Genomic DNA, 16,182 nt, shown 5'->3' on the forward strand with positions numbered 1-16,182 from the left:
AGGGGCGCGGGGAACTGCGCGAGAAGCGGCCACCGGCCCGCAGACGAACACGGGGTTAGGGGCGCGGGGAACTGCGCGAGCAACCCACCACCGAGCCGCAGACAAAGGCCGGGCCAAAGCAGGCGCGCGGGCAACCCACCACCGGCCCGCAGACAGAGGCCGGGCACAAGCAGGCGCGCGGGCAACCCGCCACCGAGCCGCAGACAAAAGCCGGGCCAAAGCAGGCGCGCGGGCAACCCACCACCGGCCCGCGGACAAAAGCCGGGCACAAGCAGGCGCGCGGGCAACCCGTCACCGGGTCGCAGACGAAGGCCGGGCACCACCTCAGCGGACGCGCAGCACCAGCTTCCCCACAGACTCGCGGCTCTCCATCAGGCGATGCGCCTCCGGGGCCGCGGCCAGGGGGAACTCGGCCGTCACCGGCAGCTCCACGGCTCCGCCCGCCGCCAAGGCGACCGCTCGGGACGACAGTTCACGCAGCGCCGCCGGGGCCGTGGCGGCCAGGCCCAGGATGGAGAAGCCCGCCACCGAGCGCGCCCCCGGGTAGAGCTCGGGCTGGCCCACCTGCCACGGCCCCTCACCGCCCGCGTTCCCGTACGAGACGAGCCGCCCGAACAGGGCCAGCACGTCCAGGCCCCGCCGCAGCGTCTCGCCGCCGACCGGGTCGAGGACGAGGTCGACGCCCCGGCCGCCGGTCACCCGGCGCACGTCCTCGGGGAAGGAGCCGGTGAGGAACACGTCGTCGTAACCGTGCTCGCGCGCGTACGCCGCCTTGGCCTCGCTGGACACCACGCCGTAGACCGCGCCCGCGCCCGCGAGCCGGGCGAGTTGGCCGACGGCCGTGCCGACGCCGCCCGCCGCGCCCTGGACCAGCACGCTCTCCCCGGCCCGCAGCCGCCCCACCTCGTGGACCAGCGCGTGCGCGGTCGGCAGGACGGTGGGGAGCGTGGCGGCGGCGCGCAGGCCGACGCCCTCGGGCACCGGGAAGACGGTGGCGGCGGGGACGACGGCGACCTCCGCGTACCCGCCGCCCTCGGCCATCGCGGCGACCTCCTGCCCGACCGCGAGCCCCTCGACCCCCGCGCCCAGCTCCCGTACCCGCCCGGAGACCTCCAGACCCGGCACGAACGGCAGGGACCGCACCCGGTAGCCCTCCGAACGGGCCTTCACCTCGGCGAAGTTGACCCCGGCGTAGTGGACGTCGACGGAGACCTCACCGGGACCGGGGCGGGGGGCCTCGGCCTCCACCAGCCGCAGCACTTCCGGACCGCCCAGCTCGCTGACCTGAATCGCACGCATGACGTAGGGCCCCCTCGACGCCTAAAGTGTTCAATGAAAGTCGAACACTCGGAAGTGTACGACGCCCGTCGAACACTCGACAAGGGAGCGCACGCGCCGCACCGCCGGCCCGGCCAGGAGGAAGGACAGCGATGACCCATCGCGCGGCACCCGAACACACCCACCCCGACAAGGTCTCGCTGATCACGGCCCTGGACGCGCTCGGTGACCCGGTCCGCATCCAGCTCGTACGGGAGCTGGCCGCCTCGCAGGAGTGGACGCGCAGCTGCGGCTCCTTCGACGTGCCGGTGCGCAAGGCGGCGCTGAGCCACCACTTCTCGGTGCTGCGCGCGGCCGGTCTGGTCGAGCAGCGCGACGACGGGCCCAAGCGCATCAACCGGCTGCGCCGCACGGAGTTCGACGAGCGCTTCCCGGGGCTGCTCGACCTCGTCCTGCGCGGCGACTGAGGAAGCGCGGGGCGGACGGCGGCTCAGAGCCCGCCGGCCCGCACCAGCCCCGACTCGTACGCGAGGACGACCACCTGGACCCGGTCGCGCAGCCCCAGCTTCGTCAGGATCCGGCCGACATGGGTCTTCACGGTGGCCTCGGAGAGGACCAGACGCGCCGCGATCTCGCCATTCGAGAGGCCCTGCGCGACCAGCAGCATGACCTCGCGCTCGCGCTCGGTCAGCTTGTCCATGGCGCCGCCGGGGCCCTGGTCCTTGCCGGTGGTCGGCAGCATCGGGGCGAACCGGTCGAGGAGGCGCCGGGTGGTGGAGGGGGCCACGACCGCGTCGCCGCTGTGCACCGAGCGGATGGCGCCCAGCAGTTCGGCCGGGGGCACATCCTTGAGCATGAAGCCGCTGGCGCCCGCCTTGAGCCCGGAGAACGCGTACTCGTCCAGGTCGAAGGTGGTCAGGATCAGCACCTTGGGGTGCGTCTCGGCCGAGCAGATCCGCCGGGTCGCCTCCACCCCGTCCAGCCGCGGCATGCGCACGTCCATCAGCACCACGTCCACGGCGGTCGCGCGGAGGATCTCGATCGCCTCCGCGCCGTCGCCCGCCTCGGCGACGACCTCCATGTCCGGCTGGGCGGCGAGCACCATCCGGAAGCCGGTGCGCAGCAGCACCTGGTCGTCGACGAGCATCACGCGGATCGTCATCGGGTCCCTCTCCATCACGACGTACAAGAACTTCGGCGACAAGAACTCGGCGTACGAGGACTTCGGCGTACGCGAAAACCTGGTGCGTACGGAAACTACGCGGCGGGCTCCTACTGGGCGGGCTTCAGCGGCAGCAGGGCGCTGATGCGGAAGCCGCCGCCCGGCCGCGGCCCCGCGTCCAGGGTGCCTCCCACCATGCCGACGCGCTCGCGCATGCCGATCAGGCCGTGCCCCTGGCCGTCGGCGCCGCCGTCCTCGTACATCTCGTGCGCCGCCCCGCGCCCGTCGTCCTCGACCAGCAGGCCGAGCCCGTCGTCGAAGTAGACCAGCCGGACGCTGGCGCCCGCCTCCGGGCCGCCGTGCTTGCGCGTGTTGGTCAGCGCCTCCTGCACGATCCGGTACGCGGTGAGCTCGACGCCGCTGGGGAGCGGGCGCGGGGTTCCCTCGATCTTGAAGTCCACGGTGAGCCCGGCCGTGCGCACCTGCTCGACCAGCTCCTCGATCTGCTCGACATCGGGCTGCGGCACATACTCCCCCGCCTCCCGGTGCTCGCCCGTGCGCAGGACGCCCAGCAGGCGGCGCATCTCGGCGAGCGCCTGGCGCCCGGTCATCGAGATGGTCTCCAGGGCGATCTTCGCCTGGTCGGGCGCGCTCTCCATGACGTACGCGGCGCCGTCCGCCTGCACCACCATCACCGAGACGTTGTGGGCGACGACGTCGTGCAGCTCGCGGGCGATCCGGGCGCGCTCGGCGGCGACCGCGACCTTGGCCTGCGCCTCGCGCTCCTTCTCCAGGCGGGCGGCGCGCTCCTCCAGCTGGGCGAAGTAGGCCCGGCGGGTGCGCATGGAGTCGCCGAGGACCCAGGCGAGGAGGAACGGGACCGTCATGACGACGACGAAGAAGACCGTCTGCCCGGGGCTGCTGCCCTCGGCGTCGCTGTAGTCGGGCCAGCGCACCATCGCGATCACCGCCGCGAGCAGCGAGCCCACCAGGGCGAACCGCGAGGCCCAGCGCTCTCCGATGGCGGCGGCGGTGTAGCTGGCGACCAGCAGGGCGAAGTCCGACACGTTCGGACTGACGTCGAGCGCCAGCTGGGCCAGGCCCAGCCCGGCCGCGAGCACCACCATTTTCTCGGGTGCGCGGCGGCGCAGCGCCACGACGGCGCTCAGGCCCACGGCGACCAGCAGGGCCATCGGCGTCGAGCCGTGGCTGACGCCGCCGGAAACGAGCGACATGCCGGAGATCCCGAGGAGGAAGACCGCCCAGAGGGTGTCGACCGCGGTCGGGTGTCTGCGGATGAAGTCGTAGAGGCGCTGCACGTAACCCAGCGTAGGGATGCCGGATCGGTGCCAGGGTCAACCGGAGGGTCGATCCGGGCCGCCGGGGCGTACTCCCCAAGGTGGAGGGCGCCTAGGACCTGTCCGATGGGTCCGGTCGGCACGCGGGGGTCTGGCACGCCCATCTGCGGCGAAAGGCCCTCGGGGCCGAGGCCGACCGGACCCATCGGACAGGCCCTAGCCTTCTGCTGTGAATCACGAGGTGGGCGACGAGGGCGGCGGCGGTTCGGCGACGGGTCCGCGGGGCGGCTGGTCGGGCTGGCGGGCGGCCACCGAGCGGGCCCTGTACGGCCCCGGGGGCTTCTATCTGCGCCCCGAGGGCCCCGCGGGTCACTTCCGTACCTCCGTGCACGCCTCGCCGCTCTTCGCCGGGGCCGCGGCGCGGCTCCTGGAGGAGGTGGCCGGGGGGCTCGGGGGCGGCGAGGTGGCCTTCGTGGACATGGCGGCGGGGCGCGGGGAGCTCGTCACGGGCGTACTGGCCGCGCTGCCCGCCGGATTCCCCGTACGGGCGTACGCCGTGGAGCGCGCGGCGCGTCCGCCCGGCCTCGACGAGCGCGTCACGTGGCTCGCGGAGCCGCCCTCCGGCGTCCGGGGCCTGCTGTTCGCCAACGAGTGGCTGGACAACGTGCCGGTGGACGTGGCCGAGGCCGACGGGGACGGCGTGCCGCGCGAGGTCCTGGTCCGCCCCGACGGCACCGAGCGCCTGGGCGCGCCCGTCTCCGGCGAGGACGCGGCCTGGCTGGAGCGGTGGTGGCCGCTGCGCGAGCCGGGGGCGCGGGCGGAGGTGGGGCGCCCCCGGGACGCGGCGTGGGCGGCGGCGGTGGCGACGCTGTCGGCGGGGCTGGCGGTGGCGGTGGACTATGGGCACACGGCGTCCGACCGTCCCCCCTACGGCACGCTGACGGGGTTCCGGGCGGGGCGGGAGGTGACGCCCGTACCGGACGGCAGCTGCGACATCACCTCGCATGTGGCGGTGGACGCGTGCGCGGGTCCGGGCGCGTCCGTCGTCTCCCAGCGGGACGCCCTGGCCGAGCTCGGCGTCTCGGGGGCGCGCCCGCCGCTGTCCCTGGCGACGACGGACCCGGCGTCCTACGTCAGGGCACTGGCCCGGGCGGGGGAGGCAGCGGAGCTGGTGGGGCGGGGCGGGCTGGGGGACTTCTGGTGGGTACGGCGCCAGGTGTGATGCCCGGTCCTCGTCTGCGGGTGAGTGGGTGGTTGCTCGCGCAGTTCCCCGCGCCCCTAGGTAGTCCGCCCCAGCCGGAGAACCCAGCTCAGCCACAGGCCTTCAGGGGCGCGGGGAACTGCGCGAGAAGCGGCCACGGCCCGCAGACGAATGACTACCCAGGGGCGCGGGGAACTGCGCGGCCAGCCCAGCCCGGTGCACAGGCAAAAGCGGGGCCGGGGGCGAAGCCCCGGGTGAAGCCGCCCTCACACCCCCCCCGGAGGCCCCGCGGCGGTGCCGCAAGTGTCACAGCGGGAAGGGGTGGGGTGGGGTGGGGAAAACCTCCCCCGGCCGGGGATACTGTCGCCCATGACGGAGACCACGGTCGGCATCGGCGGCGCGGCGGAGAGCACCGACATGGTGCTCAACATCGGCCCCCAGCACCCCTCCACCCACGGCGTCCTCCGCCTGCGCCTCGTCCTCGACGGCGAACGCATCCAGCACGCCGAACCGGTCGTCGGCTATATGCACCGGGGCGCCGAGAAGCTCTTCGAGGCGCGCGACTACCGCCAGATCGTCATGCTCGCCAACCGCCACGACTGGCTCTCCGCGTTCTCCAACGAGCTCGGCGTCGTCATGGCCGTGGAGCGCATGCTCGGCATGGAGGTCCCCGAGCGCGCGGTGTGGACCCGTACGCTCCTCGCCGAGCTGAACCGCGCGCTCAACCATCTGATGTTCCTCGGCTCGTACCCCCTCGAACTGGGCGGAATCACCCCGATCTTCCACGCCTTCCGCGAGCGCGAAGAGCTCCAGCATGTGATGGAGGAGGTCTCCGGCGGGCGGATGCACTACATGTTCAACCGCGTCGGCGGCCTCAAGGAAGACCTCCCGCTCGGCTGGCTCGGCCGCGTCCGCGAGGCCGTCGCCGCCGCCAACTCGCGGATGGACGTGTACGACCGGCTCGTCCTCGGCAACGAGATCTTCCGCGGCCGCACCCGCGGCGTCGGCGTACTGTCCCAGGAGGCCGTGCACGCGTACGGCGTCAGCGGCCCCATCGCCCGCGGCTCCGGCGTCGACTTCGACCTGCGCCGCGACGAGCCGTACCTCGCGTACGGCGAGCTCCAGGACACCCTGCGGGTCGTCACCCGCACCGAGGGCGACTGCCTGGCCCGCTTCGAGGTGCTGCTCGAACAGACCCACAACGCCCTGGAGCTCGCCGACGCCTGTCTGGACCGGCTCGCCGAGCTGCCGCCCGGGCCGATCAACCAGCGGCTGCCGAAGGTCCTCAAGGCCCCCGAGGGCCACACCTACGCCTGGACCGAGAACCCGCTGGGCATCAACGGGTACTACCTCGTCAGCAAGGGCGAGAAGACCCCGTACCGGCTCAAGCTCCGCTCGGCCTCGTACAACAACATCCAGGCCCTCACCGAGCTGCTGCCCGGCACCCTGGTCGCCGACATGGTCGCCATCCTCGGCTCGCTCTTCTTCGTCGTCGGCGACATCGACAAGTAGCGGGCGGACCGCCGGACGTACGAAAAAGGGGCCCCGCGGGTGTGCGCGGGGCCCCTTTTTCGTGGTCTCTAGGAGATCGCCGTCCGCAGCACCACCACGTCCAGCTGCTCCGTCTCGTCGTGCGCCGTCAGGTCGATGACCTTGCCCACCACCCGCTCGGGGCCGGTCTGCGGGCGCTCGGCCAGCACCTCCTCGCCGACCACGTCGGCCAGGTCCTCCCCCGCGGCGGCCTCTATCGCGGCCTCCTTCTCCGCGGCGGTGCCGAAGAAGTCGAAGCTGCCCTCGGGGCGGGCGGCGGGACGGGCGACGTGCGGAACCACCGCCGCCGCGACCGGCTTCGGCGCGGCGGGAAGCGCGGGAAGTGCGGCGGACGACGGGCGGACGTGCTCCCCGCTCCCGGCGGCCGCCGAGCGCTTCCCCTGCTGCTCGCGCGCCTCCTCGGCCGGGCGCGGAGCCGGTGCCCTCGTCTCGGCGGACTGCTGGGGGGCGGTCGCCGCGCGAGCCGCCTCGCGGGCCTGTTCCACCGCGGCCGCGGCGCTGCGCGCCTGCTGGGCGCGGCGTGCGTACGGCAGGTTCTCCAGTGCCTTGGAGGCCGCCGCGTAGGCCGCGGGCGTCGGCGTACTGGCCGCGGCCGGCAGCGCCTTGGGGGCGCCCGCCTCCAGGGCGAGCTTGCGGCGGCCCTCCAGGGCGCTCGCCCGCTCGGTCTCCGCCGTCGCGTACCGCCGCAGCAGGGCCGCGTGTTCGCCGCGCAGCCCGGCCAGCTCCATGCGCTTGGCGCGCAGCTTGGCGTCCAGTCGGCCGCGCAGCTCGCGCGACTCCTCCAGATCCGCCTCCAGTTCGGCGATCCGCTCCTCGGTGCGCCACTGGTCGGCGGCGCGCGAGCGGGTCAGCTCGGCGACCCGGCGCCCGGCGGCCCGGTCCCAGCCGCGCATCAGCACGGAGCCGGTGACGGCGGCCGCCGCCGCGGCGGCGGCAAGGCCGCGCAGGGCCAGGGGCTGGTCGAACAGCCAGGCGCCACCGGCGCAGAAGACCGCGGCGCCCGCGACGGCCGACGGCGAAAGGAGCCTGTGCAGAGGAGGGGAATGGCGGTGGCGTCCACGTGGCATGGCCTGAAATTTACCGTGCGTAGACGCCCAATGGAGCCCCAGCCCGCCAATCTCCCGAATCTTCTCGCAACCGCCTTCCGCGGGCCGCCGCTTTCGCTACTTCTTGATCAGTCCCTTCGACCGGAGATAGTCCTTCGCGACGTCGGCCGGCTTCGCCCGCTCCGCGTCCACCTTGCGGTTCAGTTCGACGAGATCACTCGTCGTCAGCGCCTTGGTGAGCTTCGCGAGCGCGTCGGCTATCTCCTGGCCGCCCGCTTCCTTCGCATTGACCACGGGAAGGACGTTGTCCGCGTTCTGGAGCTTCTTGTCGTCCTCCAGGAGCACCAGTCCGTACTGCTCCAGGGTGGCGTCGGTCGTGGTGGTCAGCACCAGCTGGTCCACACCGTCCTTGACCGCCTGCTTGGCCTGCGGGGTGCCGACGCCCTTGGGGTCGATCCCGCCGACCTCGATGCCGTACGTGGACTTCAGGCCCGGGGCGCAGAAGGGGCGGACCCGGCACTCGTCGCCCGCCGCGATCTTGACCTTGACCTTCGACTTCCCCAGATCGGAAAGCGTCTTGAGGTGGTTCTCGGCGGCGAATTCCTTGGTCACCGCGAACGCGTTCTGGTCGACGGCCGCGCCCGCCGGGAGCACCTTCAGACCGCGCGGCCCGGCGAGCTCGGTGAGCGCGGCGACCGTGGCCGCGGGGTCGCTGGAGGCGAGCGGCTTGTCCTTCGCCTTCTCGCCGTTCACCTTGGCGTTGAGGAATTCGGTAAGCGTAGCCGCGTATTCCGGAACGACGTCGATCTCGCCCTTCTCCAGCGCGGGTTCGTACAGCTCGCGGTTCTTCACCGTGGTGATCGAGGTGCCGTATCCGGCGTCGCGCAGGATCTGGGAGTAGAGCTCGGCGAGGACGGCGGACTCGGTGAAGCCGGCGGCGCCGACGGTCAGCGAGCCCTTCTTGCCGTCCCCGGCGCTGCTCGCCCCGCCACTACTGCCCTTGTCCTTGTCCTTCTCCAGGCTGTCGCCGCCGCACGCGGCCAGCGAGCCCGCCAGCGCCAGCGTGCCCAGCACCGCACCGGCCGTGCGCAGGATCTTGCTCATGAACGTCCACCATCCGAGAGTCGGCGATTACGAAGGCGATTACGAAAAGGAGTCACCGGGCCGTGCCCAGTGCGCGGCGGTGGCGCAGCGGGCTGAACAGCCGGTCGGCCAGCACCAGCACGCCCTCGACCAGCAACGCGAGCAGCGCGGCGAGGATCGCCCCCGCGACCACCTGCGGTGTGTCGTACGTGGCGAAGCCGGCCGTGATGATCCGGCCGAGGCCGCCGAGCCCCACCATGGAGGCGATCGTCGCGGTCGCCACCACCTGCACCGCGGCCGACCGCACCCCGATCATGATCAGCGGGTACGCGAGCGGCAGCTCCACCCGGGCGAACAGCTGGCCGCCCGACATCCCCATCCCGCGCGCCGCCTCCACCACCGACCGGTCCACCTCGCGCATGCCCACATACGCGTTGGTCAGCAGCGGCGGCACCGCGAAGAGCACCAGCGCGATGATCGTCGGCGCGTACCCCGCCTTGCGCAGCGGGGTGAGCATCAAGAGGGCGAGCACCGCGAACACCGGCACCGCGCGCCCCACGTTGGAGATGTTGACCGCGAGCGCCCCGCCCCGCCCGATGTGGCCGAGCCACAGCGCGAGCGGCAGCGCGATCGCGCAGGCCACCAGGAGCGCGACGCCGCTCACATAGGCGTGCTCGGCCAGCCGGTGCCAGGCGCCGTCCTCGCCCGACCAGTTGGACCCCGTCGTCAGCCAGGTCCAGGCGTCCGCCATGACCCCCATCAGCGCGCCCCCGCCGTCGTCCGTATGCGTGTCCAGGGCGTGAGCAGCCGCTGGAGACCGAGCAGCAGCAGGTCCGCCACGAGCGCGAGCAGCACGCACAGCACCGAGGCGGTGAGCACCTGCGCCTTGAACGTGGACTGCACGCCGTCGCCTATGAGGTTGCCCAGGCCACCCTTGCCGACCACCGAGCCGACCGTGGTCAGCGCCACCGTCGAGACCGTCGCGATGCGCACCCCGGCCAGCAGCGCGGGCAGCGCCAGCGGCAGCTCCACCTCGAACAGCAGCCGGATCCGTCCGTACCCCATCCCCCGGGCCGCCTCGCGCACTTCGGCGGGCACGGCTTCGAGGCCCGCCAGGATGTTCCGCACCAGGATCGTCAGCGAATAGAGCACCAGGCCGGTGACCACCAGTGAGGCGGAGAGCCCGAACACCGGCAGCAGCAGCGAGAACATCGCCAGCGACGGAACCGTGTAGAGCACGGTCGTCAGGGTGAGGACCGCGCCCGCCACCGACCGGCGGCCGCGCGCGAGCAGCGCGAGCGGGAAGGCGACCAGCAGCCCGATCAGCACCGAGACCGCCGTGATCCAGACGTGCTGGACCGTGGCGTCGGTCAGCTCCTGGCTGCGGGAGCGCACGTACTCCCAGCAGATCCAGTCGTTGCGCACCAGGCAGTTCTGCGCGGTCACCGTCCCCACCTCCCCCGCCGGATCCCCTTGAAGTCCCCGACCGAACGTCTGTCTGGCGACCCTAACCCCCGCCACTGACAATCACCGAGGGCCGGTGGGCGGATCCCCGCATCGAACACAGGGCGGCAACATGGGGTTCACACAGCCACGCTCACCACCGGCCACAATGGGGAACCATGATCCGATTCGAGCACGTCACCAAGCGGTACGCCGACGGCACCACCGCCGTCGACGACCTCTCCTTCGAGGTGGCCGAGGGGGAACTGGTCACGCTCGTCGGGCCGTCCGGCTGCGGCAAGACCACCACCATGAAGATGGTGAACCGGCTGATCGAGCCTAGTGAAGGCCGGATATTCCTGGACGGCGAGGACATATCCACCGTCGATCCGGTCCAACTGCGGCGCCGTATCGGCTATGTGATCCAGCAGGTCGGGCTCTTCCCGCACAAGACGGTCCTGGAGAACACCGCGACCGTCCCGCATCTGCTCGGCGTCAAGCGCGCCAAGGCCCGTGAGCGCGCGGCCGAGCTGCTCGACCTGGTGGGCCTGGACCCCAAGGTCCACGGGGCGCGCTACCCCGAGCAGCTCTCCGGCGGCCAGCGCCAGCGGGTGGGCGTGGCCCGGGCGCTGGCGGCGGACCCGCCGGTGCTCCTGATGGACGAGCCGTTCGGCGCGGTCGACCCGGTGGTGCGCGAGCGGCTCCAGAACGAGTTCCTCAAGCTCCAGTCACAGGTGCGCAAGACGGTCCTGTTCGTCACCCACGACATCGAGGAGGCGGTCCGCCTCGGCGACCGCATCGCGGTGTACGGACAGGGGCGCATCGAGCAGCTGGACGCCCCCGCGGCGGTCCTCGGCGCCCCCGCGACCCCCTATGTCGCGGACTTCGTCGGCGCCGACCGGGGCCTCAAGCGCCTCTCGGTGACGCCCATCGAGGAGGGCGACCTGGAGCAGCCGCCGGTGGTGCGGCTCGACGACCCGCTCCCGCGCGACCTCGGCGCCCCCTGGGCGGTGGTCCTGGACGGCGCCGGGGATCTGCACGGCTGGATCTCCGCCGAGAGGGCCGCGCTCACGGGCGAGGGTGCCCGCAAGGCGACCGTGCGCGAGCACGCCCGCCGCATGGAGGCCTGGCTTCCGCTGGGCGCCTCGCTCAAGCAGGCGTTCGCCACGATGCTCCAGCACGACGCGGGGTGGATCGCGGTCATCGACCCCGAGGGGGCCGGCCGCTTCCTCGGGGTGCTCACCCCGGCGCGGCTGCACGAGGCGCTGCGCCGCTCGATCGACGCGGACGCCCAGGCCGTGCCCCGTACCGAGGTGGAGGTGGAGACGGTCAGTTCGCGCTGAGGCGGCTGCTGATCCACTCCAGGACCGGCGGGATCTCCCGCCGCCAGGTGTTGAAGTTGTGCCCGCCGCTGTCGAGCGTGATCGACGAGACGCGTGCGGGCGACTTCACCTTCTCGATGAACTTCAGCGTCGGCTTGAGGTTGTCCTCGCCCGACTTGGAGCTGGTGACCAGGAACGAGGACTTGGCCGGCGCCACGTGGTCGAGCGACCACAGCAGGTTGGAACGATTCCGCGCGGCCTTGTCGCCGTGGAAGAGATCGCCGGTGGTCGGGTCGCTGGCGGCCTTGTAGTACGCCGAGAGACCGGCGCTGGCGCCGAAGGTCTCCGGGTGGTGGATGCCGATCTTCAGGGCGCAGTAGCCGCCGGTGGAGTTCCCGATGAAGCCCCAGTTCTGCGGCTTGGTGCCGACCCGGTAGGTCTCGGAGACGGCCTTGGGGAGGTCCTTGGCGAAGAAGGTCTCGGTCTGCGGCCCGCCCGGGATGTCCACGCACTCGGTGTCCCGCGGCGGCGCCACCGTCGGGCGCATCATCACGAGGATCATGGGCTGCGCCTTCTTCTGCTTGACCTGCGCCCACGCCGTCTTCGGGTACCTCAGCCCTTTGATCAGGTTCTCCGCGGTGCCCGGGTAGCCGGTGAGCACCACGGCCGCCGGGAACTTCTGCTTCTCGTACTTCTTCTGGAAGTACTCGGGGGGCAGATAGACGTAGGCGGGGCTGGCTATTCTCGACCGCTCGCCCTGGACGACCACCTTCTGGATCTCACCTCCCGCGGCGGGGTTCCCGGCGCCGGGAGTGTCCGGCTTCTGCTTCCCGGTGACCTTGATGTCCTTGGCCGCGGCCGAGTGGTCGACGACCACGCCCATGCCGTTCTCCTGGCCGAACAGGTCCGCCCACGAGCCGTAGAAGAGGAAGGAGTTGTTGGCCGCGAGGCCCACCGAGGCGAAGAGCATCAGCTGAGTGCCGAGGAGCAGGCCGATCCGGCCCAGGACGGCTCGCCAGCTGCGGTTGGCCAGCTTCGGCCAGAGCCAGATGGTGAGCGCGAACAGCACCACCGCCAGAACGACGGCGAGCGCCAGAACCTTGTTGCTCGTGAGACCCATGAGTCGTCGAAACTTTCTGACTGAGATTTTCCTGAGACCGAGGGAACCCGCCCCCGGGATGTGCCGTCCTAGAGGGCGCAAATTGTCCGGAACACAGTGGCGACCTTGTCACTGTGGCGGACAACAGAATCTCTCGCGGAGTCACGGGAAGCGATGTCTGTCAGGATAGATGGGGACAAAAAGGGTTCGGTTCCGGCCGGCGCGCGCAAAGTCCTCCGCGGACCGCGCCCCGATTCGGTTCCTTCACTGGTCGGCACGGCCGCGACGTTCGTCGGCCTGCTCAACATCGCCGCCGGCATCTTCCCGCGCTTCCGCGCCAGCCGGATGCATGCCGTCACCGAGGTCCTGCCCGGCACGACGGGCCCCTTCGCGGCGGCTCTGGCCCTCAGCACCGGCGTCCTGCTGCTGCTCCTGGCGCACGGCCTGAAGCGGCGCAAGCGGCGGGCCTGGCGGGCCGCGGTCGCGCTGCTGCCGATCGGCGCGGTGGCCCAGTTCCTCTACCGGCACTCGGTCATCGGCGTACTGATCTCGATCGCGCTGCTCGTCCTGCTGGTCAAGCACCGCAGCGAGTTCACCGCGCTGCCCGACCCGCGCAGCCGCTGGAAGGCGCTGGCCAACTTCATCCTGCTCGGCTCCGGCTCGCTGGGCCTCGGCCTGGTGATCGTCTCGGTCCACCCGGGCCGGGTCGTCGGCAACCCGTCGATCGCCGACCGCATCCAGCACGTGATGTACGGCCTGTTCGGCTTCGAGGGCCCCGTCGAGTACGCCGGCGACACCAGCTGGACCGTCGCCTATTCGCTCGGCGCGCTCGGCCTGCTGACCGCGATCACCACCATCTACCTGGCCTTCCGCCCCGAGCACCCGGCCGCCCGGCTCACCGAGGACGACGAGCGCCAGCTGCGCGACCTGCTCGCCAAGCACGGCGCCCGCGACTCGCTCGGCCACTTCGCGCTGCGCCGCGACAAGGCGGTCGTCTTCTCCCCCAGCGGCAAGGCGGCCGTCACCTACCGCGTGGTCTCCGGTGTGATGCTCGCCTCGGGCGACCCGATCGGCGACGTGGAGGCCTGGCCCGGCGCCATCGAGCGGTTCATGGACGAGGCCAAGGCCCACTCCTGGACCCCGGCCGTGGTCGGCTGCTCGGAGACCGGCGGCGAGGTGTGGACCCGCGAGACCGGGCTTGACGCCCTGGAGCTGGGCGACGAGGCGGTGGTGGACGCCGCGGATTTCTCCCTGTCCGGGCGCGCCATGCGGAACGTACGCCAGATGGTCAAGCGCATCGAGCGCAATGGCTACGAAACCCGCGTACGGCGCGTCCGTGATCTCTCCGTAGGTGAGCTGGACCGGGTCCGGCGGGCCGCCGAGGACTGGCGCGGCACCGACACCGAGCGCGGCTTCTCCATGGCGCTCGGGCGGATCGGCGACCCCGGCGACGGCGACTGTGTGATCGCCACCGCCCACAAGGCCGACGACGAGTCGGGCGAGCCCGGCCCGTACGGCGACCTGAAGGCCATGATTCACTTCGTCCCCTGGGGTTCCGACGGAATGTCGCTGGAGCTCATGCGCCGCGACCGCTCCGCCGACCCCGGTATGAACGAGCTGCTGATCGTAGCCGCGCTCCAGGCCGCTCCGAAGATCGGCATCGAGCACGTCTCCCTCAACTTCGCGATGTTCCGCTCGGCCCTGGCGCGCGGCGAGAAGATCGGCGCCGGTCCGGTGCTGCGGCTCTGGCGCGGTCTGCTGGTCTTCCTGTCCCGCTGGTTCCAGATTGAGTCGCTGTACAAGTTCAACGCAAAGTTCCAGCCACGCTGGGAGCCGCGCTTCATGGTCTACCGGGCGCACGGCGACCTGCCGCGCATCGGCTTCGCGGTGATGCAGGCGGAGGGCTTCGTGAACGTGGGCCTGCCCCGTCCCTTCACCCGCTTCAGCCGCACCCACCGCCAGCGCCCCTGCGCCCACCTCACGGCCCGGGAGCCGGAGAGAAGGGTGGGGGCGGCGCTGTAGCTCCCTTTTCCGGGGCGCCCCTCAGGGGCGCGGGGAACTGCGCGAGCAACCCAGCACGGTCCGCAGCTGATAGGCGACGAAAAGGGGCCCGGGGAAAATCCCCGGGCCCCTTTCGTCTTACGCGGACGCAGTCTCCGGCTCGGCAGCCGTCTCGGCCTCGGCGGCAGCCACGGCCTCCGTGACCTTGGGCCGTCGGTCGGAGTGCAGGCCCACCAGGGCGACCACGACGACGGCCAGGAACGCGGCCCCGGCCAGCGCGAAGCTCAGCGTGAACTGGCTCTCCTGCGGCAGCGCCGGCACCCCCGGAGGCAGATGCTGAATCGTCTTCGACGCGAGCAGCGAAGTGATCACCGCACTGGCGATCGCACTGCCGACCGACCGCGAGATCGAGTTGATCCCGTTGGCGATACCCGTCTGGTGGTGAGGGACGCTCGCCACGATCAGGGCCGGCATCGCCGCGTAACCGAAGCTGATGGCGACACCGATCACCATGCCGGCCAGGATCACCGAGGCGCTGGAGTCGTGCGCGCCGGTCAGCCAGGCGAACCCGATGACACCGAACGCGGCACCGGCCGTCAGCGTGAAGCGGGCGCCGATGCGGCGCACCAGCATCCCGCCCGCCTGGGCGGCGACCAGCGACATGATCGTGGTGGGCAGCAGGTACTCGACGGAGGCGCGCAGCACCGAGGCGGTGAACCCGTAACCGGTGACCTTCTCCGGCATCTGCACCAGGTACGAGACGCCGATGAACTGGGAGAACATCGCGAAGCCGAGCAGCAGACCGGCCAGGTTGGTGAAGAGCACCGGGCGGTGGGCGAACATCTTCATGTCCACCATCGGCGACTTGACCTTGCGCTCCACCAGGACCCAGACCCCGGCCATGACGACGGCGGCGACGAACAGGCCGAGCGTACGGACCGAGGTCCAGCCCCACTCGTGGCCCTGCGAGATCGGCAGCAGCAGGAGGACCAGGAGGGCCGCCAGCGTGCCGGCGCCCAGCCAGTCGGTGCGCCCGCCGGGCTTGTGGCGCGAGGCCGGGACACCCGCGACGACGGCGACCAGGGCGACGACGGCGAGCACGGCGGCCAGCCAGAAGACGCGGTGGTAGTCGGGGTGGTCGCCCTGGGTCAGCAGGCCCGCGCCCACCAGGGCGAGACCGCTGCCGAACGCCAGGGTGCCGCTGACCAGCGCCATCGCGCCGTGCAGCTTCTCCGGGCGGATCTCCTCACGGAGCACCGAGAGGGCCAGCGGGAAGATCGCGGTGGCCGCGCCCTGCATGACCCGGCCGACGATCAGCCACAGCAGCGAGCTGGTGGTGGCGGCGAGCACCGAGCCCGCGACCATGAGCACCAGGACGCCGATGAGCGTGGGCTTCTTGCCGTGCATGTCGCCGAAGCGGCCGAGCAGCGGGGTGAAGACGGCGGCGGAGAGGAGGGTCGCGGTGGTGACCCAGCTGACGTTGGCGGTGGAGGTGCCGAGGTCGTTCTGGATGATGCCGAGGATCGGCACGACCAGGGTCTGCATCATCGAGACGACCATGGCGGCCAGCCCGAGGACCAGGACGAGCGCGGGGCCGCCGGTGGGGCGCGTGGGCGCCACGTGATGTGTGGGAGTCACGGTTTCTTCCGTAGGAGTCCGTAGGGAGGGATGTGCCGAGGCCGCCGGCGCTCGGGCGAC

General features: G+C 71.9%; 14 protein-coding genes. 5 read left to right on the forward strand and 9 right to left on the reverse strand.

All coding sequences use genetic code 11. From position 1 onward, the window contains the following. Positions 1-324: 324 nt before the first annotated feature. Positions 325-1,299 carry a quinone oxidoreductase family protein gene (locus ABD236_RS25485; protein WP_344077254.1) on the reverse strand — a complete coding sequence of 325 codons (975 nt, stop codon included), beginning with the start codon at positions 1,297-1,299 and terminating at the stop codon, positions 325-327. 131 nt (positions 1,300-1,430) lie between these two features. Here ABD236_RS25485 and ABD236_RS25490 point away from each other — a divergent pair, with 131 nt between their 5' ends. Then, entirely contained in the window at positions 1,431-1,745 is a 315-nt protein-coding gene (locus ABD236_RS25490) for an ArsR/SmtB family transcription factor (protein ID WP_344077257.1), read from the forward strand. A 23-nt stretch (positions 1,746-1,768) separates the two neighbouring features. Here ABD236_RS25490 and ABD236_RS25495 read toward each other — a convergent pair whose 3' ends face one another. Together ABD236_RS25495 and ABD236_RS25500 are read right to left on the reverse strand one after the other, a co-directional pair. Continuing rightward, the gene (locus ABD236_RS25495; protein ID WP_344077259.1) at positions 1,769-2,440 is read right to left on the reverse strand and encodes a response regulator transcription factor; all 672 of its coding nucleotides are present in this window, start codon (positions 2,438-2,440) and stop codon (positions 1,769-1,771) included. Between the two features lie 110 nt (positions 2,441-2,550). Beyond that, positions 2,551-3,759, reverse strand: a complete 1,209-nt coding sequence (locus tag ABD236_RS25500; protein ID WP_344077261.1) for a sensor histidine kinase — start codon at positions 3,757-3,759, stop codon at positions 2,551-2,553. A 208-nt stretch (positions 3,760-3,967) separates the two neighbouring features. Between ABD236_RS25500 and ABD236_RS25505 the strand changes: the two genes are divergently transcribed. After that, complete coding sequence (locus ABD236_RS25505) at positions 3,968-4,960, forward strand: SAM-dependent methyltransferase (protein ID WP_425543949.1); 993 nt, start codon at positions 3,968-3,970, stop codon at positions 4,958-4,960. Positions 4,961-5,308: 348 nt separating this feature from the next. Further along, positions 5,309-6,451: an NADH-quinone oxidoreductase subunit D gene (locus tag ABD236_RS25510; RefSeq protein WP_101389417.1), complete on the forward strand. Its 1,143-nt coding sequence runs from the start codon at positions 5,309-5,311 to the stop codon at positions 6,449-6,451. Positions 6,452-6,519: 68 nt separating this feature from the next. Here the strand turns inward: ABD236_RS25510 and ABD236_RS25515 are convergent, their stop codons facing one another. From ABD236_RS25515 to ABD236_RS25530, 4 genes are all read right to left on the reverse strand, one after another. Next, positions 6,520-7,557 carry a hypothetical protein gene (locus ABD236_RS25515; RefSeq protein ID WP_344077264.1) on the reverse strand — a complete coding sequence of 346 codons (1,038 nt, stop codon included), beginning with the start codon at positions 7,555-7,557 and terminating at the stop codon, positions 6,520-6,522. A 96-nt stretch (positions 7,558-7,653) separates the two neighbouring features. Continuing rightward, positions 7,654-8,640, reverse strand: a complete 987-nt coding sequence (locus ABD236_RS25520) for an ABC transporter substrate-binding protein (RefSeq protein WP_344077266.1) — start codon at positions 8,638-8,640, stop codon at positions 7,654-7,656. A gap of 52 nt (positions 8,641-8,692) precedes the next feature. Continuing rightward, on the reverse strand, positions 8,693-9,379 hold the full coding sequence (locus ABD236_RS25525) for an ABC transporter permease (RefSeq protein ID WP_344077268.1): 687 nt from the start codon (positions 9,377-9,379) through the stop codon (positions 8,693-8,695). Next, complete coding sequence (locus ABD236_RS25530; protein ID WP_344077270.1) at positions 9,379-10,065, reverse strand: ABC transporter permease; 687 nt, start codon at positions 10,063-10,065, stop codon at positions 9,379-9,381. The genes ABD236_RS25525 and ABD236_RS25530 overlap by 1 nt, the downstream gene beginning before the upstream one ends. 176 nt (positions 10,066-10,241) lie before the next feature. Here ABD236_RS25530 and ABD236_RS25535 point away from each other — a divergent pair, with 176 nt between their 5' ends. Beyond that, positions 10,242-11,405, forward strand: a complete 1,164-nt coding sequence (locus tag ABD236_RS25535) for an ABC transporter ATP-binding protein (protein ID WP_344077272.1) — start codon at positions 10,242-10,244, stop codon at positions 11,403-11,405. Here ABD236_RS25535 and ABD236_RS25540 read toward each other — a convergent pair. Next, positions 11,392-12,504 carry an alpha/beta hydrolase gene (locus ABD236_RS25540; RefSeq protein ID WP_344077275.1) on the reverse strand — a complete coding sequence of 371 codons (1,113 nt, stop codon included), beginning with the start codon at positions 12,502-12,504 and terminating at the stop codon, positions 11,392-11,394. The two genes, ABD236_RS25535 and ABD236_RS25540, sit on opposite strands and share 14 nt — an antisense overlap. A gap of 153 nt (positions 12,505-12,657) precedes the next feature. On the opposite strand from ABD236_RS25540, the gene ABD236_RS25545 reads away from it, so the two are divergent. Next, positions 12,658-14,505 carry a phosphatidylglycerol lysyltransferase domain-containing protein gene (locus ABD236_RS25545; RefSeq protein ID WP_344077277.1) on the forward strand — a complete coding sequence of 616 codons (1,848 nt, stop codon included), beginning with the start codon at positions 12,658-12,660 and terminating at the stop codon, positions 14,503-14,505. Positions 14,506-14,622: 117 nt separating this feature from the next. Here ABD236_RS25545 and ABD236_RS25550 read toward each other — a convergent pair whose 3' ends face one another. Next, a complete protein-coding gene (locus ABD236_RS25550; protein ID WP_425543950.1) occupies positions 14,623-16,122 on the reverse strand; it encodes an MFS transporter in 1,500 nt (499 codons plus the stop codon). Positions 16,123-16,182 lie beyond the last annotated feature (60 nt).

It is taken from the genome of Streptomyces crystallinus (genome assembly GCF_039521265.1).
In the GTDB taxonomy this organism is placed as follows: Bacteria; Actinomycetota; Actinomycetes; order Streptomycetales; family Streptomycetaceae; genus Streptomyces; species Streptomyces crystallinus.